This is a genomic window from Enterobacter sp. H2G27 (assembly GCF_054403075.1).
In genome coordinates this window covers 640,833-662,035 of record NZ_JBSVSI010000001.1, presented here as the reverse complement: position 1 = coordinate 662,035, position 21,203 = coordinate 640,833, and the positions used below count along the sequence as shown (strand labels likewise).

Sequence of the window (21,203 nt, the reverse complement as noted above, 5' to 3'; positions counted from 1 at the left end):
TTACTCCTTTTCCTGCTGTTCTGGTTTCAACGTACGAATCAGCCAGATCAACAAACCGATAATGAAAAATGCGCTAGGGGCCAGCAGGAACAGGCCGTTTGGCAGATACCATCCGCCGTTTTGCACCGTGTCCAGCACCGTGATGCCAAACAGCTTGCCGCTGCCAATCAGCTCGCGCAGAAACCCAACCGTAAGCAGGATCACGCCGTAGCCGAGGCCGTTGCCGATGCCGTCCATAAAGCTCGCCAGCGGCGGCATTTTCATGGCGTAGGCTTCCGCACGCCCCATGACGATACAGTTAGTGATAATCAGCCCGACAAACACCGAGAGCTGTTTGGAGGTTTCATAGGCAAAGGCGCGCAGCAGCTGATCGACCACGATCACCAGCGAGGCGATGATCGCCATCTGGACGATGATCCTCACGCTGTTGGGGATGTGGTGGCGGATCATCGAGATAAACATGCTGGAGAACGCCGTGACCAGCGTAACCGCCAGCGTCATCACTACCGCCGTTTCCAGTTTGGTCGTCACCGCCAGGGCTGAACAGACGCCCAGCACCTGCAGCGTGATCGGGTTATTGGCGAGCAGTGGGCCAATGAGTACTTTTTTGACTTCTTTCAGTTCACCGGTATCAGCCATTGTTCAGCGCTCCTTCACGTACGTTTTTCAGGAAAGGACCAAAGCCCAGCTCGCCCATCCAGAAATCAAAACTGTGCTGCACGCCTTTTGATGTGAGCGTGGCGCCGGAAAGCCCGTCAACGGCGTAGTCGTCACCGGGACGAGCCGCCCCTTTCATCACCTTCAGCGCAGGCAGGCCGTTATCGTCGAGCACTTTCTTGCCGACAAACTGTGCCCGCCAGTTAGGGTTCTCAACTTCACCACCCAGCCCCGGGGTTTCGCCCTGGTCGTAATACGTAATGCCTTTGACCGTGCGGCCATCGGTATCAAGAGCGACAAAGGCATACATCATTGACCACAGACCATTACCGTAAACAGGAAGTACCACTTCCTGAATGCGTTTTTGGGGATCGCGAACCAGATAAACTTCGGCAAGGTTGCTGCGACGCTTAATCCCCGCGGGATCCTGGGATGCCTCCAGCGTCAGGCTCATCTGCGGATCTTTAAGCGCCAGCGCCTGGTTGAATTTTGCCGGGTCTTTATCGAGCAGTTCACCCGTTTTTAAATCCACCAGACGCGCCGAAATACGTTCAGCAAAGACGGCAGAAACGTCGTCTGCGCTCATTCCTTCCTGCATCAGCCCGGCGACGGCCAGAATGTTGCGCTGTTTATCCAGCGCACGTTGCTCCTGCTGCAGGGGTTTTAACCCCACGGCAGAGCCGGCTACGACAATGGAGCAGACCAGGCAAAGCACCAGCACCACCAGCAGCGTCTTGCTGATGCTGTCGTTATTTTTTACTTCAGCCACGCGCCTTCCTCCGCTTGATGTTGGCCCGCACCACCAGGTAATCGAATAGCGGCGCAAACAGGTTGGCAAACAGAATGGCCAGCATCATCCCCTCCGGGTACGCCGGGTTGACCACGCGGATCAGGACACACATTGCGCCAATGAGCACGCCATAGCTCCATTTACCTTTGTCAGTGAAGGAGGCCGAGACCGGGTCGGTTGCCATGAACATCATGCCGAACGCGAAGCCACCCAGCACCAGATGCCAGTACCACGGCATGGAGAACATCGGATTGGTGGTCGAACCGATAACGTTGAACAGGGTGGCGGTCAGCACCATGCCGATCATCACGCCCGCAACAATTCGCCAGGAGGCCACGCGGCCAAAAAGAATGATCGCGCCGCCGAGCAAAATCATCAGCGTAGAGACTTCTCCGATGGAGCCCGGAATGTTGCCAATAAAGGCATCAAACCAGGTCACGGGCTGACCCGTCGCGTTGTTCACCAGCGTTTCGCCGCCGTGTGCGGCCCACTGTGAAAGCGGCGTCGCGCCGGAAAAGCCGTCTGCCGCCGTCCAGACCAGATCGCCTGAGATTTGCGCCGGATAGGCAAAGAAGAGGAACGCACGTCCCGCCAGCGCCGGGTTGAGGAAGTTCCGCCCGGTGCCGCCGAAAATTTCTTTAGCAATGACCACGCCGAAACTGATGCCCAGCGCCGCCTGCCAGAGCGGTAAGGTTGGCGGGACAATCAGGGCAAACAGAATCGAGGTCACGAAGAAACCTTCGTTGATCTCATGTTTACGGATGATGGCGAACAGCACTTCCCAGAAGCCACCCACGATAAATACCGTGATGTAAATCGGCATGAAGAACACCGCGCCCAGCGTCATCATGCTCAGCCAGCCCGCGTCTGCAGCAAAGCTTACCCCTAGCGACTGCGCCAGGCGGTAGTGCCAGTCAGACTGGATCACATGCGCCAGCTGCTGGGCATCGTACATATGGTGCAGCGCCGGAATGGTCTGCAGACCGACGTTGTACATGCCCCAGAACATCGCCGGGAAGACCGCAAACCATACCAGGATCATCATGCGCTTAAGGTCGATGGCATCGCGAACGTGCGCCGCCCCTTTCGTCACCAGCCCCGGCGTGTAGAAAATAGTCATCGTGGCTTCATACAACGGGTAGTACTTTTTGAGCTTCCCTTCGGTAAAGTGCGGCTCAATTTTTTCAAAGAGGTGTTTTAAGCCCATCGGTTATCCTTCCTGCTCAATGCGGGTTAACACCTCGCGCAATACCGGTCCATATTCGTATTTGCCCGGACAGACATAGGTACAGAGCGCCAGATCTTCTTCGTCCAGTTCCAGACAGCCCAGCGCCTGCGCGCTATCGGTATCCCCAGCGAGCAGATCGCGCAGCAGCATGGTAGGCAGAATATCCAGCGGCATGACGCGCTCGTAGTTGCCAATCGGGACCATGGCGCGCTCGCCGCCGTGCGTGCTGGTCGAGAAGCTAAACAGCTTATTACGCAGGAAGTGGCCCAGCGTAGTCCGGGTGACGGAGTATTTTTCCGCACCGGGCAGCACCCAGCCGAACAGCTCTTTTTCGCGCCCTTCCTGCACAATGCTGACCTGCAGATGGAAACGTCCCAGATACGCGTGCGCATTGACAGCATGGCGGCCACTGAGGACCGAACCGGAAATCAGGCGGTTTTCACCCTCTTTCATTTCCCCCACCAGCAGTTCATTGATGTCTGCCCCCAGCAACGTCTTCACCAGGCGCGGGTTTGCAGCCTGCGGTCCACCGATGGCGATTATCCGTTCAGCGCAGAGTTCACCAGCGGTGAAAAGCTTACCGATGGCGATGACGTCCTGATAATTAAGGTGCCAGACCTGTTTCGTCAGGCTTACTGGCTCAAGGAAATGGATGTGCGTCCCGACCAGCCCCGCCGGATGCGGGCCAGCAAACTCATTAAACGTGACCTGCCCTTGCGGATGCCCCCCAAGCTTGCCGCCGCCGGCCTGGCAAACGTGGACTTTCCCCGAAGTCAGGCGGGTTAAAACGGTCAGTCCGGCATCAAAGGCTTTGCGCTGCGCCAGAATAACCGGCTGCGGATCCACGCTGAGCGGGTTGGTGTCGATTGCCGTGACGAAAATCGCGGCCGGTTCCGTGCCCGGAACAGGGGATTTGCTGAAGGGACGCGTACGAAGCGCGGTCCATAAACCGGACGCCAGAAGCTGAGCCTGAACGGCGTCACGGTTCAGCGCAGCGAGTTCTGCGGCGTCATAATGGGCAAACTCACGCTTTTCATCGCCTTCAATGCGGATAACCACCGACTGCAGAACGCGCCGTTCGCCACGGTTGATGGCCACAACGGTGCCGCTCGTGGGGGCCGTGAACATCACGCCGGGATTTTTTTTGTCCTCGAAGAGCGCCTGTCCTTTGATCACGCGATCGCCCTCCTGTACAAGCATTGAAGGGCGCATTCCCAGATAGTCGTCGCCCAAAATGGCGACATGACGGACGCTTGCGCCTGTCGAAACGTGCTGCGCGGGCACGCCTGCAATCGGCAGATCAAGTCCTTTTTTTATTTTAAACATGTGGTTAGCAGGTTTCCATGAACAACAATCCAGTGGGCGCAAAGTGTAACATTTTCCCCTTTCCGCGGGCAGGGTATCCGCCATTGCGCGTGCCAAATTGCGAGCTAATGCGCAAAGTTTCTGGAGCCATCGCAATTTTGATGGTTTATTAAGTAAAACTAATTTGTAAACTCACCGCCCGGCTCTTGCGAAAATCTATAGCGGTGCTAATGTGAGCGCTCCTAACAGAATAATCTGATTTCGGGTCTCTTTTGCCGTCCTGGCAAGTTGGTCATGGTTTTATCAAGGAACTAGTAGTATGCGTAAAATCGCATTGTTCATTGCGATGCTTCTGATGCCGTACATGTCGTTTGCCGGACTGCTCAGCAGTAATAGCTCAACGACGCCGGTCAGCAAGGAATATAAACAGCAGTTAATGGGATCGCCGGTTTATATTCAGATCTTCAAGGAAGAGCGCACTCTCGATCTGTTTGTGAAAATGGGCGAGACATATCAGCTGCTTGATAGTTACAAAATTTGTAACTACTCCGGCGGACTGGGGCCAAAACAGCGTCAGGGCGATTTCAAAAGTCCGGAAGGGTTCTACAACGTTCAGCGCAGCCAGCTCAAGCCTGACAGCCGCTTCTATAAAGCCATTAACATCGGCTTCCCGAATGCCTATGACCGTGCACACGGTTATGAAGGTAAATATCTGATGATCCACGGTGCCTGCGTGTCTATCGGCTGTTATGCGATGACCGACTCCGGCATTGATGAGATTTTCCAGTTCGTGACGGGCGCGCTGGTCTTTGGGCAGCCTAACGTACAGGTCAGCATCTATCCGTTCCGCATGACGGACGCCAACATGGCGCGTCACAAATATTCTTACTACGCGGATTTCTGGAAACAGCTGAAGCCAGGGTACGACTATTTTGAGCAGACCCACAAGCCGCCGGTGGTCTCTATCGTCGATGGCCGTTACGTGGTCAGCAAACCGCTGAGCCACGAAGTCGTCCATCCACAGCTGGCGTCAAATTACACGGTCCCCGAGACAAAATAGCACCCACTCGCCTGGCATAATCTTTTGCCAGGTTTCGTTGCCCGTCAGCGGCTGCGTTGCGATAACAGTGACCACATCGTTCGGTGTGGTCTCCTTCTGAAAATCTATCTCCACATCCTGATCGAGAAGCGTCGCAACGCCAAACGGCGCACGGCGGGTGATCCAGAACAGATTCGTCGAGCAGAACGCCATCACATAGCGGCCGTCAGAGAGCAGCATGTTGAACACGCCTTTTTCACGCAGTTCAGTTGCCAGCGTCGCGATATATTTGAACACGGCAGTCATGTTGCCGGGCGTGCGGGGATAGCGCTCCGTCAGCTTGTGCAGCAGCCAGCAGAAGGCTTTTTCGCTGTCCGTTTCGCCAACAGGGCGAAAATTGCCCGTCTCCAGCGATTTATAGCCCGTGAGTTGCCCGTTGTGCGCATAGGTCCAGTTACGGCCCCACAGCTCGCGGGTAAACGGATGGGTATTTTCCAGCGCCACTTCGCCGCGGTTAGCCTGGCGGATGTGGGCGATCACCGAGCGGGACTTGATGGGGTAGTCCTGCACCAGTTTGGCAATCGGTGAATTAAAGCTGGGCTGTGGATCTTTGAACGTGCGACACCCTTTTCCTTCGTAGAAGGTGATGCCCCAGCCGTCTTTATGCGGCCCGGTTCCTCCACCGCGCTGCACCAGCCCGGTGAAACTAAAGCAGATATCGGTTGGCACATTCGCGCTCATCCCGAGCAGTTCGCACATACATCACCTCCACAACTGCGGGGGCAAGAATGCCCCCAGCGAAGTCTTACTTAGCCATCTCTTTTTCGATCAGCTGGATCAGGATGTGGATCACTTTGATGTGAATTTCCTGAATGCGGTCAGCATAACCGAAGTGCGGAACGCGAATTTCGACATCCGCCGTACCGTCCATCTTACCGCCATCTTTACCCGTCAGGGTGATGACTTTCATCCCTTTTTCACGCGCGGCGGCGATCGCTTTGATCACGTTGCCGGAGTTACCGGAGGTAGAAATCCCCAGCAGCACGTCGCCTTCACGGCCTACCGCTTCAACATAGCGGGAGAAGATGTGATCGTAACCGAAGTCGTTGCCCACGCAGGAGATATGGCTCACGTCGGAAATCGCAATCGCCGGGTAGCCAGGACGGTTTTCGCGATAGCGTCCGGTCAGCTCTTCTGCGAAGTGCATCGCGTCACAGTGAGAGCCGCCGTTACCGCAGGAGAGCACTTTGCCACCCGCTTTGAAGCTGTCGGCCAGCAGGACCGCTGCGCGCTGAATAGCGTGAATATTGGCATCATCTTTCAGAAAGTTAGCCAGCGTTTCCGCCGCTTCGTTCAGTTCGTTACGAATAAGATCCTGGTACATGAGGATAATCCTTCAGTATTGATGAAATAACATAGTGGAGTGTACCGGATAGCGGGAAAAGCGAGAAGCTAAAGCCATGCGAATCGTCCGGCGTTTTGATTTTTTGTGCCGGCTAAAACACGAACAATGTGAACCAGGTTGTAATTATTTTGTAAACACATTGCTAAAGGAATTCACATCAACTACAACCATATCATCACAAGTGGTCAGACCTCCTACAAGCAAGGGAGCTTTTCTTTATGATGATTTTGAGCATTCTCGCAACCGTTGTTCTGCTCGGTGTGTTGTTCTATCACCGCGTGAGTTTATTCCTGAGCAGCCTGATTCTTCTGGCCTGGACGGCTGCGCTTGGCGTCGCAGGCCTCTGGAATATCTGGCTTTTAGTCCCTCTTGCCATCATTCTTCTGCCGTTTAACTTTGCCCCGATGCGTAAATCAATGATCTCTGCGCCGGTGTTCAAGGGATTTCGCAAAGTGATGCCGCCAATGTCGCGTACCGAGAAAGAAGCGATTGACGCAGGCACTACCTGGTGGGAAGGCGATCTGTTCCAGGGCAACCCGGACTGGAAAAAGCTGCATAACTATCCGCAGCCGCGCCTGACCGCTGAAGAACAGGCCTTTATTGACGGCCCGGTGGAAGAAGCGTGCCGCATGGCAAACGACTTTGCCATCACCCATGAAATGGCCGACCTGCCGCCGGAACTGTGGGCGTACCTGAAAGAGCATCGCTTCTTCGCGATGATCATCAAGAAAGAGTACGGCGGCCTGGAGTTCTCCGCCTACGCTCAGGCCCGCGTCCTGCAAAAGCTGGCGGGCGTCTCCGGGATCCTGGCGATTACCGTTGGCGTGCCTAACTCCTTAGGCCCGGGCGAACTGCTGCAGCATTACGGTACTGAAGAGCAGAAAGATCACTACCTGCCGCGTCTGGCACGCGGTCAGGAAATCCCTTGCTTCGCGCTGACCAGTCCGGAAGCGGGCTCCGATGCGGGCGCAATCCCGGATACCGGCGTGGTCTGCATGGGCGAGTGGCAGGGCGAGCAGGTACTGGGTATGCGCCTGACCTGGAACAAACGTTATATCACCCTGGCGCCTATCGCCACCGTGCTGGGTCTGGCCTTTAAGCTCTCTGATCCGGAAAGACTGCTGGGCGGCGAAGAAGATCTGGGCATTACCTGTGCGCTGATCCCAACCTCTACCCCAGGCGTTGAAATTGGTCGTCGTCACTTCCCGCTGAACGTACCGTTCCAGAACGGTCCGACACGCGGCCAGGATATCTTTGTTCCGATTGACTATATCATCGGTGGTCCGAAAATGGCCGGTCAGGGCTGGCGTATGCTGGTGGAATGTCTGTCTGTGGGTCGCGGCATTACCCTGCCGTCGAACTCAACCGGCGGTCTGAAGTCTGTGGCGATGGGGATTGGTGCCTACGCGCACATCCGTCGTCAGTTCAAAATTTCCATCGGCAAGATGGAAGGTATCGAAGAGCCGCTGGCGCGTATCGCGGGCAATGCCTACGTGATGGACGCCGCAGCCACGCTGATTACCTACGGCATTATGCTGGGCGAAAAACCAGCCGTACTGTCGGCCATTGTGAAGTACCACTGTACCCACCGCGCGCAGCAGTCAATTATTGACGCGATGGATATCGCTGGCGGTAAAGGCATTATGCTCGGCGAAGGCAACTTCCTGGCGCGCGGCTATCAGGGCGCACCGATTGCCATCACCGTGGAAGGGGCAAACATCCTGACCCGCAGCATGATGATCTTCGGTCAGGGCGCAATTCGCTGCCATCCGTACGTGCTGGAAGAGATGGCCGCCGCGCAGAACAACGACGTGGATGCCTTCGATAAGCTGCTGTTCAAACATATCGGTCACGTGGGCAGCAACAAGGTACGTAGCTTCTGGCTGGGCCTGACGCGCGGCCTTACCAGCGCCACGCCGACCGGCGATGCAACCAAACGTTATTACCAGCATCTGAACCGTCTGAGCGCCAACCTGGCCCTGCTGTCTGACGTCTCCATGGCGGTGCTGGGCGGCAGCCTGAAGCGTCGCGAGCGTATCTCTGCCCGTCTGGGCGATGTGTTGAGCCAGATCTTCCTGGCCTCTGCGGTCCTGAAACGCTACGACGATGAAGGCCGTCAGGAAGCGGATCTGCCGCTGGTACACTGGGGCGTTCAGGATGCGATGTATCAGGCTGAACAGGCGATTGACGATCTGCTGGCAAACTTCCCGAACCGCTTCGTGGCGGGTGCCCTGCGCGCGGTGATCTTCCCGACCGGTCGTCACCATCTGGCGCCGTCCGACAAGCTGGACCACAAGGTGGCGAAGATCCTGCAGGTTCCGAGCGCAACCCGCTCCCGCATCGGTCGCGGTCAGTATCTGGCACCGACGCAGCATAACCCGGTGGGTCTGCTGGAAGAGGCGCTGCTGGACGTGATGGCTGCCGACCCGATTCATCAGAAGATCTGTAAACAGCTGGGCAAAAACCTGCCGTTTACCCGTCTGGACGAACTGGCAAAACAGGCGCTCGCAGGCGGTATTATCAATAAAGATGAAGCCGCTCTGCTGGTGAAAGCCGAAGAGAGCCGTCTGCGCAGCATTAACGTGGATGATTTCGAACCGGACGAGCTGGCGACGCAGCCGGTAAAGCTGCCGGAGAAGCACCGCAAACCTGAAGCGGCATAACGCGTTTCGCTTATACAAACCCCGCCTCGCGCGGGGTTTTTTATTGCCACATTTTCTCGTTATGTCGTGCTACAGTGTCAAAAAGTGGTCGTGTGAGGAGTCTGAATTGTGCCTGGTCTGAAGATTTCTATTTTGCAGCAACCTTTAGTGTGGATGGATGGCCCCGCCAACCTGCGCCACTTTGATCGTCAACTGGAAGACATTACCGGGCGTGATGTGATTGTCCTGCCGGAAATGTTCACCACCGGCTTCGCCATGGAAGCGGCAAAACAGTCAATGCCTCAGGATGAGGTGGTCGCCTGGATGCACGCCAAAGCGCAGCAGACCAACGCGCTGATTGCCGGAAGCGCCGCTCTGCAGACCGAACGCGGGCCGGTGAACCGCTTCCTGCTGGTGGAGCCGGAAGGGAAAGTGCATTTCTACGATAAACGCCACCTGTTCCGCATGGCGGATGAGCATCATCACTATGAAGCCGGTAACGAGCGCGTGGTGTTTGAATGGCGCGGCTGGCGTATTTTGCCGCTGGTCTGCTACGACCTGCGTTTCCCGGTGTGGTCGCGTAACCGCAACGATTATGACCTGGCGCTGTATGTTGCCAACTGGCCTGCACCGCGCTCCCTGCACTGGCAGTCGCTGCTGGTGGCGCGCGCGATTGAGAACCAGGCGTACGTGGTGGGCTGCAACCGCGTGGGGACGGACGGTAACGGGCATCACTATCGCGGCGACAGCCGGGTGGTGAATCCGCAGGGCGAGATCATCGCCACCGCCGAGCCGCACCAGGCAACGCGCATTGATGCCGAACTGTCGTTGACGGCGCTGAAGGAGTATCGGGAGAAGTTCCCGGCGTGGCAGGATGCGGACCCGTTTAGCATTGAGTGAAATTATCCCCTCACCCCGCCCCTCTCCCAAAGGGAGAGGGAGGATAAAATATTAACTCACCAGCGCCTGCCCGTCCTTGCGGCTTTCCGTCGCGGCCACGTAGTGTCCTTCCGGCAGGCGGTAAATTACCTGCGCGCCACCGAAGTTGTAATCATGAAGCGGATCTTCCACCACAATCTGATGTCCGCGCTCGCGCAGGGCGGAAATCGTGTTGCGATCGAACGTCGATTCAACGATCACCTCCCTGCCCTGCACCACGCGCCAGCGCGGGGCGTCGATTGCCGCCTGCGGGTTTTGCCCGTGCAGCATAATGCGCAGCGCCATCTGCATGTGCCCCTGCGCCTGCATCGGGCCGCCCATCACGCCGAAGGACATCAGCGGCTGGCCGTTGCCGTCCATCGCAAAGCCCGGAATGATGGTGTGGAACGGGCGCTTGCTGCCCGCCAGCGCGTTCGGGTGACTGGGATCAAGCGAAAAACCACAGCCCCGGTTTTGCAGGCTGATGCCGGTGTCAGGCACCACGATGCCTGAACCGAAGCCCATGTAGTTGGACTGAATAAACGACACCATCATCCCGCTGGCGTCGGCGGTGCTGATGTAGACCGTGCCGCTCTGGGTCGGGGAACCGTAGACAAAATCGGACGCCTTGTCATGATCGATAAGCGCCGCGCGTGACTTCAGATAATGGTCGCTCAGCAGCTCTTTCGCCGCGAACGCCATATGGTCTTCATCCGCCACGTAGCGGTCGAGATCCGCCAGCGCCAGCTTCATCGCCTCAATGGACAGGTGCAGGGACTGCACGGAATCCGGATGATGCTTCTCAATGCCGCACTGCTCAAGAATGCCGAGCGCAATCAGCGTGGCGATCCCCTGGCCGTTTGGCGGCAGCTCCTGCACCGAACCGCCCGCGAAGTCGCGCGACAGCAGCTCTACCCAGTCCACGCGATGGCTCGCCAGATCCTCGGCCGTCAGGTGCGCGCCATGCTCTTTGGCGAAGGCAGCAATTTTCTGCGCCAGCTCGCCGCGGTAAAAGGCTTCGCCGTTGGTGCGGGCGATCAGCTCCAGCGAGTTCGCCTGCGCCGGGTTACGGAAGATCTCCCCCACGCGCGGGGCGCGGCCTTCCGGCGCGAAGCAGGCGCTGAAGCCCGGCTGATCTTTCAGCTTGCTATAGCCGCGCTGCCAGAGATGCCCAATCAGCGGGGAGACCGGGAAACCGTTGCGCGCGTAGTCAATGGCGGGCTGCGCTAGCGTGGTCAGCGGCAGGGTGCCGAAGCGTTCCGCCAGCGCGACCCAGCCGGATACCGCACCCGGCACGGTCACCGCGTCCCAGCCAATTTCCGGCACCGCGGTTTTACCGGCAAACAGATCCGCATGCCAGCTCGCAGGCGAACGACCGGAGGCGTTCAGGCCGTGCAGCTTTTCACCGTCCCAGACGATGGCAAAGGCGTCGCTGCCGATCCCGTTACCGGTCGGCTCTACCACCGTCAGCGCCATCGCGGTGGCAATGGCCGCATCAACGGCGTTGCCGCCCAGCTGCAGCATCTTCATCCCCGCCTGCGCCGCCAGGGGTTGCGACGTGGCAACAGCATTATGGCCCATCATTGGCGGGCGTCGTGAAGCGTAACCGGACGTAAAATCAAGCGCTTTGGTCATCATGACTCCTTAGTCGTGGCGCGGATCGAGCGCATCGCGCAGCCCGTCGCCAAGTAAATTAAAGCCCTGCACGGCAAGGAAAATCGCCACGCCGGGGAAAACAGACATCCACGGCGCCTGCTCAAGAAACCCTTTCGCGGTGTTGAGCATTGAGCCCCAGGACGGATTGGGCGGCTGCTGCCCCAGCCCTAAAAACGACAGGCTGGCTTCGGCGATAATCGCTGAGGCAATCGCCAGCGTGGCCTGCACCAGGATCGGCGACATCACGTTGGGCAGGACGTATTTGATGATGATCCAGCGATCCGGCAGGCCAATCGCCCGCGCGCCGTCGATATACTCTTCGTTGCGAATAGCGATCACCTGACCGCGCGTCAGGCGGGCGAAGATCGGCATCGCCGAAAGACCGATGGCGATCATGGCGTTCGTCAGGCTCGGGCCCAAAAACGCCCCCAGCGCGATCGCCATGATCAGGAACGGACACGCCAGCAGCGCCTCGATAAACCGCGAGATCACGCCGTCCCACATCTTCTGGAAGTAGCCCGCCACCAGCCCCAGCGGCACGCCGATAACCACCGCGATAACGACCGACATACAGCCCGCCATCAGCGAGGTGCGCGCCCCCCAGATAATGCGGGATAGAATGTCGCGCCCCAGTTCGTCGGTGCCGAACCAGTACATCGCCGACGGCGCTTTGCGCACCGCCAGGAAGTTAGCTTTAACCGGGTCAAACGGGGCGATCCACGGCGCCAGCAGCGCCACCAGCACAAAGAAACCCACCACCACCGCACCGATCACCGCGCTTTTATTGCCGAGGAATTTCTTCAGCACCCGGTTTTGCGCCCGCGGCAGCGCGGGCACAACGGTTTGCGTCGTCAGTTCCGCCATGGTTACCCTCGCATTTTCGGATTGATAAGGACGTAGAGCACGTCCGCCAGCAGGTTGAGCATCAGGAAGCCGATTGCCACAATCAGCACTACGCCCTGCACCACCGCGTAGTCACGGTTGAAAACCGAATCAACGATCATCTTGCCGAAGCCCGGAATGGTGAAAACCTGCTCGGTCAGCACCGCGCCGCCCAGCAGCTCGCCGAACAGCAGCGTGGTGAGGGTGATTACCGGCACCAGCGCGTTGCGAAAGGCGTGCTTCAGGATCACCGCTTTCGGTAGTAGCCCTTTCGCCCGCGCGGTGCGGATATAGTCCGCCTTCAGCACGGCAATCATCGAGGCGCGGGTGTGGCGCATCAGCGTTGCCGCGAGACCCGTTCCGAGCACGGATGCGGGGAGCAGCAGCGTGCGCAGGTTCTGGAGCGGATCTTCACTGAACGGCACATAGCCGGACGCGGGGAGCCACTGCAGGTTTACCGAAAAGACCAGAATCAGCAGGATCCCCAGCCAGAAGTGCGGGATCGAGATCCCCGAGATCGCCACGAAGTTCGCCCCGTGATCGACCCAGCTGTTTTTGTTCACCGCCGCGAGGATCCCCATGCTGATGCCAAACACCAGCGCGATAATCATCGCCAGCAGCGACAGCTCCAGCGTGACCGGCAGCTTGCTGGCGATCAGCTGCGTCACCGGTTCATGCGTACGTAAGGAGACGCCCAGATCGCCCTGCAGCGCCCGCGTCAGCCAGTGGAAATACTGAACCGGGATCGGCGCATCCAGGTTCAGCTCCGCGCGCAGCTGGGCGATCACCGCCGGATCGCGTTCCTCGCCGGCCATAGCAATCAGCGGATCACCGGGCAGCAGCTTTTGCAGCCCGAATACCATCATGCTCACCAGCAGTAGCGTCGGAATAGCCAGCAGCAGACGTTTGCAAATCAGTTCCAGCATGGGTTCTCCTCGGGACGTTTATTTCGCCAGCGTCAAACCCGCCAGACGCACGATGCCGTCCGGGTATGGCTTAAAGCCCTGCACGCTTTTGTTCAGACCGAAAATGCGCGGCTCGAAGTAGAGGTAGGCAATCGGCATATCCGTTTGCAGCTGCTTCACCACCTTGTCGTACAGCGGCTGGCGTGCGGCCTGGTCGGTGCTCTGGCGCGCCTGGATCAGCCACTCATCGACCTGCACGTTGCTGTAGCGGCCGTCGTTAAGCGTGCCTTTGCTGTTGATAAAGCCGTAGATGCTGCCGTCCGGGTCCGGGCGCCCCGACCAGCCAGAGAAGCTCAGCTGATAATCCCCGCTCTGCTGGCGGTCCAGCAGCGTGGCGAATTCGGTCATCTGCAGGTTCAGGTTAAAACCCGCCTCGGCGACCATCGCCTGCAGCACCTGCCCCACCTGCTGTGAGGTGGAATTGTTCGGCACCAGCAGGTTGACGGTCAGCGGCGCGGTGACGCCTGCCGCTTTGAGCAGGGCTTTGGCTTTATCGACGTCACGCGGCGGGACCGGCAGGTTGACGTGATACGGACTCACCGTCGAAAACGCCTGGTTGGCTGGCGTATACAACCCTTCAAAGACCACCTGGTTTAGCGCATCGCGGTCGATAGCCTGAGAAAATGCCTCGCGCACGCGGGCATCTTTGAACGGGTCGTTGGCCGGCATCTTGCCGTTGTTGATGTTGAAGGTAATGCCCTGATAGCCCAGGCCGGTTATCTTCGCCAGCGCCAGCTTGCTGTCGGCTTCGACGGTTTTAACGTCGCTGGCGGCGATGCCTTCGGTCAGGTCAAGATCGCCCGCGCGCAGGTTCGCCAGACGCACGGAGGCATCCGGGATCGGCAGATAGATAATTTTGTCGAAGTGGTAGGCGTCTTTGTTCCAGTAGTTATCGAAGCGGCTCAAAACGATGCGGTCCTGGGACACGCGGCTGTCGAATTTATACGGGCCGGAGCAGACCGGATGGGCGGCAAAGTCAGGCTTTTTCGCCGCTTCAGGGGCCATCATGGCGCCCGCACGGTCGGTGAGTTGCATCAGCAGCGCGGCATCAGGCGTTTTCAGGTGCAGCGCAATCTGCATCGGGCCGGTGACCTCTACCGATTCAACGGAGGAGATCTCGCTTTTACGCAGAGAGCCTTTTAAGGTCAGGGCGCGGTCGAGGTTGTATTTTGCCGCGGCAGCATCGAATTTCTCACCGTCGTGGAAGGTGACGCCTTCGCGCAGATTGAGCGTCAGGGTTTTACCGTCGTCACTCCACGCCCAGTCTTTGGCCAGACCGGGGACGACCTTCAGGTTTTCATCCAAGTCCACCAGCCTGTCGCACAGGGAGGCGAAGACGAAGCGGCCATAGTAGGTGCGCGCCAGATGCGGGTCGAGCATGTCCGGGTCTGCCCCGAGTCCAATACGCAGCACGCTTTCAGAATGGGCGGGCAGCACCGCGCCAAGCAACATAACGCTTCCCAGTACGGTCAAAAGAGAATTACGGATTGTCATTATCATGAGTTCCTTGAAGGAAGGGACGAGTGGGTAACCGCGTGTTCAAACAGCGCGCGGCGGCGCAGAAATGCGGCGGATGGCGGTGCGATCTGAATAACGCTGCGATCGCGGTTGATCTCCTGCCAGCGGTGGCAGGCAACCTGACGTCCACCGTCGAGCACCTGATTGATCGGCACGACCTGGCGGCATTCGTCGGTGACGTACGGGCAGCGGGTGTGGAAACGGCAGCCGGACGGCGGGCTGGCCGGATTGGGCAGATCCCCCTGCAGCAGCGGCGCGTCGCGTTCAGTGCCCGGCTGCATCTGCGGCGCCGAGGCGATCAGCGCCTGAGTATAGGGGTGCAGCGGCGCGTCAAAAATCTCGTCAACGGTGGCAAGCTCGACGATTTGCCCGAGATACATGACCGCCACGCGATCGCTCATGTGGCGGATCACCGCCAGACCGTGGGCGACAATCACCATCGTCAGCCCCAGCTGGTTCTTCAGGCTCTCCAGCAGGTTAACCACCTGCGCCTGGACGGAGACGTCCAGCGCGGAAACCGGCTCATCCCCCAGCAGCAGCTTCGGTCCCGAGGCCAGCGCGCGCGCAATGCCGATACGCTGGCGTTGTCCGCCGGAAAACTCGTGCGGATAGCGCCCGGCCCAGGCGGCAGGCAAGCCCACGGTTTTAAGCAGCTCGGCAACGCGGTACTGGCGGTCCGCTTTCTTCATGTTCTGGTGCAGCCACAGCGGCTCGCCGACGATCTGCTCCACCGTCATGCGCGGGTTCAGGGAGGCGAAGGGATCCTGAAAGATGATCTGCAGCTCGCGGCGGAGCTGATTGAGGCGCGCGCCCGAGGCGTGGGTGATCTCTTCCCCCTGATAAAATACGCGCCCTTCGCTGGCGGCCAGCAGGCGCAGCAGCAGACGGCCAAGCGTGGATTTTCCGGAACCGGACTCGCCGACAATCGCCAGCGTTTCGCCCGGCATGACGGCAAGCGACACGCGATCGACCGCCGTGACAAACCGCGCCGGAGTAAAGAGCTTTTTGGGGCCTGGGAAAAGCTTGCTGAGGTCACGGGCTTCAAGTATGGGCGTGGTCATGCGGTCTCTCCCAGGGCAATGTGATGTTCGAGCGGCACGCGGAAGCAGGCGACCCGATGGCCCGCGCCGAGCGTGGTGAGCTGCGGTTTTTCATCATGGCAGCGCGACTGCGCAAACGGGCAGCGCGTCGCAAAACGGCAGCCTTGCGGCATGGATTCCGGGAGCGGGACCGCGCCGGGAATGGTGGAGAGCTGGCCCTTGCGTGCGCCAAGGGAGGGAATCGAGCCCATCAGGCCGATGGTGTAAGGGTGCTGCGGATCGGCAAATATCGCCTCGACGCTTCCCTGCTCTACCACCTGTCCGGCATACATCACCGCTACCTGCTGGGCGACTTCTGCCACCACGCCCAAATCGTGGGTGATCATCAGTACCGCCGTGCCGGTTTCTTCTTTTAAGGTGTTGAGCAAGGCGAGGATTTGCGCCTGGATGGTGACGTCGAGCGCAGTGGTCGGTTCGTCGGCAATCAGCAGTTTGGGGTGGTTAATCAGCGCCATTGCAATCATCACCCGCTGGCGCATGCCGCCGGAAAGCTGGTGAGGATAAGCCTTGAGGCGCATCTCTGCCGCTGGGATCTGCACTTTCTCGAGGATCTGCAGCGCGACCTTCATCGCCTCTGCGCGCGAGACGTTCTGGTGTCGCATAACCGCTTCGCTCAGCTGATCCCCCAGCGTAAATGCCGGATTGAGCGAGGTCATCGGCTCCTGAAAAACCATCGCCAGCTCGCTGCCGCGCAGGTCGGCATATTCCCGCAGCGAGAGCTTGCGCAGATCGTGGCGACGAAACTGCATCTCCCCGCTGACGATCCGTGCGCTGGCGGGCAGTAACCCCATCAGCGCCAGGGAGGTGATACTTTTCCCACAGCCGGATTCTCCCACCAGCGCCAGCGTTTCGCCCGCCCTGACGGTCAACGAGATACCGTCAAGCACGCTAACCGGCGAGCCCGCGAACGTAACGTTGAGGTTTTGTACTTGCAGTACGGGCGTGGCGTCCTTAAAGGGGATTGTCGTCATGGCGTGAAGTCGTCCTCAAGGTGGATCGCCTGAATCAGGGCGGTTTGCAGGCTGAGCAGGTGTTCGCGCATGGCGGCCGCGGCTTCATTAGGCTGGCGATGGATAATCGCAGACATGATCTTATGGTGGTGGTCGTTATAGCTGTCGACACGTTCGGGCGTGCGGGCTAATTCACGAAGATGCTGCCAGCCCGGTTCGCGCCGAACGGCATCAATGGCATCAAACAGGCCGAGCATCAGGCGGTTGCCCGCAGCCTCGGCAATAGCCCGGTGAAAGGCGCTATCCCAGAGTTCGTTGAGATCGCGGTCGTCCGGGCTGACCTTGTCGATGCGTTCCAGCATGCGCTGCATAAGCGCGAGGTTTTCCCTGGTGGCACGCAGTGCCGCAAGCCGGGCTAAGCCGGGTTCGAGCTGTAGACGAGCTTCCATCACTTCCAGAAGGTTGGTCTGCTGAACCAATCCCTGAAGGGCCAGCGGTTCAACGGGTGCCGCCGGGCCAATAAAGGTCCCTTTGCCCTGCTTACGCCAGATGCGCCCCTCTTCTTCCAGCACGTCGAGCGCACGACGCACTTCACGTCGCCCTACGCCGAGAGTGTCCGACAGCTCACGTTCCGTGGGCAGCGGTATGCCTGGTGTTGACTCGTGCTGGTTGATAAGCCCGCGCAACTGCTCAAGCGCGGTGCTGGAATTGGCCAGAAACCGTGACGGTTTTTCCATATTGGTTCGCTCGCTTTCATCATTGCTTTATTTTTATTAACGATAAGTTATTGATATGGAATGACGCTTATCGTGCTAATGATTAAGCAATAAACAAACCAATACTGAATTGGTTCGGTCTTTTTTTGGGCGCGGGAGATAACCAAATGATTTTGCGTGATTTTTTTACAGAAAGACACATTCTGAATGAGGTCTGAAGAGAGGCGCGGTGGAAAAATGCACAACAACAGTGCAAATAACGCACCACATCCGTGCAATTGTTAATTAATTGCACTAAAAACATTAACTTTTTATTAACGAAAAGAGAGAGGATGAGATTACAGAACGCTGAAACGACGAAGGCCTGAATCATTTCTGATTCAGGCCTTCTGAATAGTGGCGGAACGGACGGGACTCGAACCCGCGACCCCCTGCGTGACAGGCAGGTATTCTAACCGACTGAACTACCGCTCCACTGTTCCCGTTTGGGGAACGAGGCGCATATTACGGTGCGCCTCCGATCTCGTCAACGCTTTTTCTCGCGTTTTGAATCGTTTGCTGCAAAAATCGCCCAAACGATGATTTTACAGGCATTCCGGCGTTTTTTCAGGCACGCCACAGACAGCTGCCGCCCTTCTTCTGCACCAGATCAAGACGGGATTCGTGGTTAAGCAGCTCTTCATCACTGGCTAAAACAACCCGTAGCCGGCTTGCCTGACGGACAACACGCTGAATACCCGCTTCGCCCTGCGTCTGCTGAGACTCATTTTCCATACTGAACTTCATTGACGTCTGCCCGCCGGTCATCGTCAGATAGACATCGGCCAGGATCTGGGCATCGAGCAACGCCCCGTGGAGCGTTCGCTTGGTATTGTCTATCTCGTAGCGCGAGCAGAGTGCATCCAGGCTGTTACGCTTGCCGGGGAACATCTTCCTTGCCAGCGCCAGACTGTCCGTCACCTTACAGAAGGTGTTCGTCTTCGGGATATCACGATTAAGCTTGCTGAATTCATAGTCTATAAAGCCGATATCGAACGAGGCGTTATGGATGACAAGCTCGGCGCCCTTGATGTATTCCAGGAACTCGTCAGCCACATCCGCAAACGTCGGCTTATCCAGCAAGAACTCATCGGCAATCCCGTGAACGCCGAACGCGTCGGGGTCCACCAGCCGATCGGGCTTGAGGTAAACGTGGAAGTTGTTCCCCGTAAGACGACGGTTCACCACTTCAACGGCGCCGATCTCGATGATCTTATGCCCTTCGTAGTGCGCGCCGATCTGGTTCATACCGGTGGTTTCGGTATCGAGGACGATCTGGCGAGTAATTGCAGTGCTCATAGCGGTCATTTATGTCAGACTTATCGTTTAACTGAACGTTTCGAATACAGGAAGTCTACCAGAGATGCGTAAACAGGTAGAAATTTTCACCGATGGATCTTGTCTCGGTAACCCAGGGCCCGGCGGCTACGGCGCGATTATGCGCTATCGCCAGCACGAAAAAACCTTTAGTGAAGGCTATTTTCTGACCACCAACAACCGGATGGAGTTGATGGCGGCCATCGTGGCGCTGGAGGCATTAAAAGAACATTGTGACGTGGTGTTAAGTACCGACAGTCAGTACGTGCGTCAGGGGATCACCCAGTGGATCCATAACTGGAAAAAACGCGGCTGGAAAACCGCCGATAAGAAACCGGTCAAGAACGTCGATCTCTGGAAACGTCTTGATGCTGCGCTGGGTCAGCACCAGATTAAATGGGAGTGGGTTAAAGGGCACGCCGGCCATCCGGAAAACGAACGTTGTGACGAGCTGGCGCGTGCGGCGGCCGCTAACCCTGCGCATGAGGACGCGGGCTATCAGCCCGAATCCTGATCACGGCTTTTTGTATTGCCGCGTGGCGCCAACGGTCTGGCGGATTGGCGTTTTCGATTTGCTCTGCTTCATGGGGTTAAGCGTAAGGGGAATGGTTCGCTTACGCGCGACGATAAACTGCAAACAGCCCAGGGCGGGGAGATGGGTGCTCAGCACCACGCCACCCTGACGCGCCCAGGGCAGCACCTGAAAACCACCGTAGCAGAGCACTTCAAAGTTCAGCAGTGAAAGCCAGTCGAGCTGGCGCATCATGGTGAACATCCGGCTGTTGTAAGGTGGATTCCTGCGTAGCACCGGCACCAGCTTACGCAGCCCCATCAGGCTTAACGGATTGAATCCGCTAAGTACCAGCCAGCCGTCATCAATAAGCACGCGATCGGCTTCACGAAGCAGACGATGCGGATCGCTGCACCAGGGCAGCGTGTGAGCGAGTAAACACGCATCAACGGATTTTTCCGCAAACGGCAGATGCAACGGATCTGCTTTTACCTGAACCGGCGATCCGCCGAGAGAGACGTTGACCTGATGCGAGATAGCGCAGCTTTCGGTATTGATTTCCGCGCTGAGATTGCCAATCTTAAGCAGGTGAAAGCCATACATTTTCGCAAGCCAGGGCTTCAGCTGTTGTTCTAACGCTTCGCGATAATATTCACCCCAGGGCAATTCCGCCCAACGTTCCGGTGCTGCGACAGTCTGAGGTATCCTTGCCGGTTTCATCAAAACACCCGCCACGCTATAAGAGGTAATGTATGAATCTTATCAGTATTCCAGCGTTTCAGGACAATTACATCTGGGTTTTGGTTGACGACGATCGTCGATGCGTCATTGTCGATCCCGGAGAATCGGCCCCTGTTCTGCGCGCAATAAAAGAGAACGACTGGCAGCCAGAAGCCATTCTGTTGACGCATCATCATAACGATCACACTGGCGGCGTGCCTGAACTGCACGCTCATTTTCCGCATCTTGTGGTTTACGGACCGGCAGAAGCACAAGATAAGGGAATCACGCATGTAGTCGAAGAAGGCGAAAATATCCTCATACGTGAGTGGGAGTTTTCCGTATTTGCTACACCGGGTCACACTTTGGGACATCTGTGTTTCTACAGTAAGCCTTATCTTTTTTGCGGCGATACCCTGTTCTCCGGAGGCTGCGGAAGATTGTTTGAAGGTACGCCAGCGCAAATGTACCAGTCTTTACAGAAGATTAACGCATTGCCCGATGACACCGTTATTTGTTGCGCTCATGAGTATACATTAGGAAATATGAAGTTTGCCGTCAGCCTGTTGCCTGAGGATCGGGCGATTCAGGATTATTATCACAAAGTGAAGGAGTTACGTGCAAAAAACCAAAAAACACTCCCCGTAATTCTGAAAAACGAGCGCCAAATTAATTTATTTTTACGAACAGATGATACTGATTTAATTAATAAAATTAACCAAGAAACAAATTTGCAACAACCAGAACAGCGATTTGCATGGTTAAGGTCAAAGAAAGATAACTTCAGATAATTGCGGGTTGCCTTTTCAAAATTTCGCCGTTATCATCGCTCGTCTTTTAAGCAA

The 21,203-nt window shown here is 57.5% G+C and carries 20 protein-coding genes and 1 tRNA gene; 5 read left to right on the top strand and 16 right to left on the bottom strand.

Annotated elements, in window-relative coordinates; all coding sequences use genetic code 11:
* The 4 genes from ACW9E7_RS03065 to ACW9E7_RS03050 are packed head-to-tail and all read right to left on the bottom strand — an operon-like array spanning position 1 to position 4,001.
* Entirely contained in the window at positions 1 to 639 is a 639-nt protein-coding gene (locus ACW9E7_RS03065) for an NADH:ubiquinone reductase (Na(+)-transporting) subunit D (RefSeq protein ID WP_014882676.1), read from the bottom strand.
* Positions 632 to 1,426, bottom strand: coding sequence for a Na(+)-translocating NADH-quinone reductase subunit C (locus tag ACW9E7_RS03060; RefSeq protein WP_458727239.1), 795 nt, complete (start codon positions 1,424 to 1,426; stop codon positions 632 to 634). The genes ACW9E7_RS03065 and ACW9E7_RS03060 overlap by 8 nt, the downstream gene beginning before the upstream one ends.
* Positions 1,419 to 2,654: an NADH:ubiquinone reductase (Na(+)-transporting) subunit B gene (locus ACW9E7_RS03055; protein ID WP_458727238.1), complete on the bottom strand. Its 1,236-nt coding sequence runs from the start codon at positions 2,652 to 2,654 to the stop codon at positions 1,419 to 1,421. The genes ACW9E7_RS03060 and ACW9E7_RS03055 overlap by 8 nt, the downstream gene beginning before the upstream one ends.
* A gap of 3 nt (positions 2,655 to 2,657) precedes the next feature.
* A complete protein-coding gene (locus ACW9E7_RS03050; protein ID WP_115874294.1) occupies positions 2,658 to 4,001 on the bottom strand; it encodes a Na(+)-translocating NADH-quinone reductase subunit A in 1,344 nt (447 codons plus the stop codon).
* A gap of 298 nt (positions 4,002 to 4,299) precedes the next feature.
* On the opposite strand from ACW9E7_RS03050, the gene dpaA reads away from it, so the two are divergent.
* The gene (gene dpaA, locus ACW9E7_RS03045) at positions 4,300 to 5,040 is read left to right on the top strand and encodes a peptidoglycan meso-diaminopimelic acid protein amidase (RefSeq protein ID WP_458727237.1); all 741 of its coding nucleotides are present in this window, start codon (positions 4,300 to 4,302) and stop codon (positions 5,038 to 5,040) included.
* On the opposite strand, the gene ACW9E7_RS03040 is transcribed toward dpaA, so the two are convergent.
* Complete coding sequence (locus ACW9E7_RS03040) at positions 5,011 to 5,778, bottom strand: class II glutamine amidotransferase (RefSeq protein ID WP_111965862.1); 768 nt, start codon at positions 5,776 to 5,778, stop codon at positions 5,011 to 5,013. The two genes, dpaA and ACW9E7_RS03040, sit on opposite strands and share 30 nt — an antisense overlap.
* 46 nt (positions 5,779 to 5,824) lie before the next feature.
* Complete coding sequence (lpcA, locus tag ACW9E7_RS03035; protein WP_021242877.1) at positions 5,825 to 6,403, bottom strand: D-sedoheptulose 7-phosphate isomerase; 579 nt, start codon at positions 6,401 to 6,403, stop codon at positions 5,825 to 5,827.
* Positions 6,404 to 6,642: 239 nt separating this feature from the next.
* On the opposite strand from lpcA, the gene fadE reads away from it, so the two are divergent.
* Positions 6,643 to 9,087, top strand: a complete 2,445-nt coding sequence (gene fadE / locus ACW9E7_RS03030; protein WP_115874293.1) for an acyl-CoA dehydrogenase FadE — start codon at positions 6,643 to 6,645, stop codon at positions 9,085 to 9,087.
* 108 nt (positions 9,088 to 9,195) lie between these two features.
* Positions 9,196 to 9,966, top strand: coding sequence for an amidohydrolase (locus ACW9E7_RS03025; protein ID WP_023343415.1), 771 nt, complete (start codon positions 9,196 to 9,198; stop codon positions 9,964 to 9,966).
* A gap of 51 nt (positions 9,967 to 10,017) precedes the next feature.
* On the opposite strand, the gene ACW9E7_RS03020 is transcribed toward ACW9E7_RS03025, so the two are convergent.
* The 9 genes from ACW9E7_RS03020 to dnaQ all read right to left on the bottom strand — a co-directional run bounded on the left by ACW9E7_RS03020 (position 10,018) and on the right by dnaQ (position 19,109).
* The gene (locus ACW9E7_RS03020; protein WP_458728363.1) at positions 10,018 to 11,619 is read right to left on the bottom strand and encodes a gamma-glutamyltransferase family protein; all 1,602 of its coding nucleotides are present in this window, start codon (positions 11,617 to 11,619) and stop codon (positions 10,018 to 10,020) included.
* Between the two features lie 9 nt (positions 11,620 to 11,628).
* Complete coding sequence (locus tag ACW9E7_RS03015) at positions 11,629 to 12,504, bottom strand: ABC transporter permease (protein WP_111965866.1); 876 nt, start codon at positions 12,502 to 12,504, stop codon at positions 11,629 to 11,631.
* 2 nt (positions 12,505 to 12,506) lie between these two features.
* The gene (locus tag ACW9E7_RS03010; RefSeq protein ID WP_023310491.1) at positions 12,507 to 13,448 is read right to left on the bottom strand and encodes an ABC transporter permease; all 942 of its coding nucleotides are present in this window, start codon (positions 13,446 to 13,448) and stop codon (positions 12,507 to 12,509) included.
* Positions 13,449 to 13,466: 18 nt separating this feature from the next.
* Complete coding sequence (locus ACW9E7_RS03005) at positions 13,467 to 14,981, bottom strand: ABC transporter substrate-binding protein (protein ID WP_458727236.1); 1,515 nt, start codon at positions 14,979 to 14,981, stop codon at positions 13,467 to 13,469.
* A gap of 2 nt (positions 14,982 to 14,983) precedes the next feature.
* On the bottom strand, positions 14,984 to 16,066 hold the full coding sequence (locus ACW9E7_RS03000; protein WP_458727235.1) for an ABC transporter ATP-binding protein: 1,083 nt from the start codon (positions 16,064 to 16,066) through the stop codon (positions 14,984 to 14,986).
* Positions 16,063 to 17,076: an ABC transporter ATP-binding protein gene (locus ACW9E7_RS02995; protein ID WP_458727234.1), complete on the bottom strand. Its 1,014-nt coding sequence runs from the start codon at positions 17,074 to 17,076 to the stop codon at positions 16,063 to 16,065. The genes ACW9E7_RS03000 and ACW9E7_RS02995 overlap by 4 nt, the downstream gene beginning before the upstream one ends.
* Positions 17,073 to 17,792, bottom strand: a complete 720-nt coding sequence (locus ACW9E7_RS02990) for a FadR/GntR family transcriptional regulator (RefSeq protein ID WP_023334601.1) — start codon at positions 17,790 to 17,792, stop codon at positions 17,073 to 17,075. The genes ACW9E7_RS02995 and ACW9E7_RS02990 overlap by 4 nt, the downstream gene beginning before the upstream one ends.
* Positions 17,793 to 18,168: 376 nt before the next feature.
* Positions 18,169 to 18,245 (bottom strand) — tRNA-Asp (locus ACW9E7_RS02985).
* Positions 18,246 to 18,377: 132 nt separating this feature from the next.
* Positions 18,378 to 19,109: a DNA polymerase III subunit epsilon gene (gene dnaQ, locus ACW9E7_RS02980; RefSeq protein WP_458727233.1), complete on the bottom strand. Its 732-nt coding sequence runs from the start codon at positions 19,107 to 19,109 to the stop codon at positions 18,378 to 18,380.
* A 64-nt stretch (positions 19,110 to 19,173) separates the two neighbouring features.
* Here dnaQ and rnhA point away from each other — a divergent pair, with 64 nt between their 5' ends.
* Entirely contained in the window at positions 19,174 to 19,641 is a 468-nt protein-coding gene (gene rnhA / locus ACW9E7_RS02975; RefSeq protein WP_008500276.1) for a ribonuclease HI, read from the top strand.
* On the opposite strand, the gene ACW9E7_RS02970 is transcribed toward rnhA, so the two are convergent.
* Positions 19,642 to 20,358: a class I SAM-dependent methyltransferase gene (locus ACW9E7_RS02970; RefSeq protein ID WP_115874289.1), complete on the bottom strand. Its 717-nt coding sequence runs from the start codon at positions 20,356 to 20,358 to the stop codon at positions 19,642 to 19,644.
* Positions 20,359 to 20,390: 32 nt separating this feature from the next.
* Between ACW9E7_RS02970 and gloB the strand changes: the two genes are divergently transcribed.
* Positions 20,391 to 21,149 carry a hydroxyacylglutathione hydrolase gene (gloB, locus tag ACW9E7_RS02965; RefSeq protein ID WP_115874288.1) on the top strand — a complete coding sequence of 253 codons (759 nt, stop codon included), beginning with the start codon at positions 20,391 to 20,393 and terminating at the stop codon, positions 21,147 to 21,149.
* Positions 21,150 to 21,203: the final 54 nt, after the last annotated feature.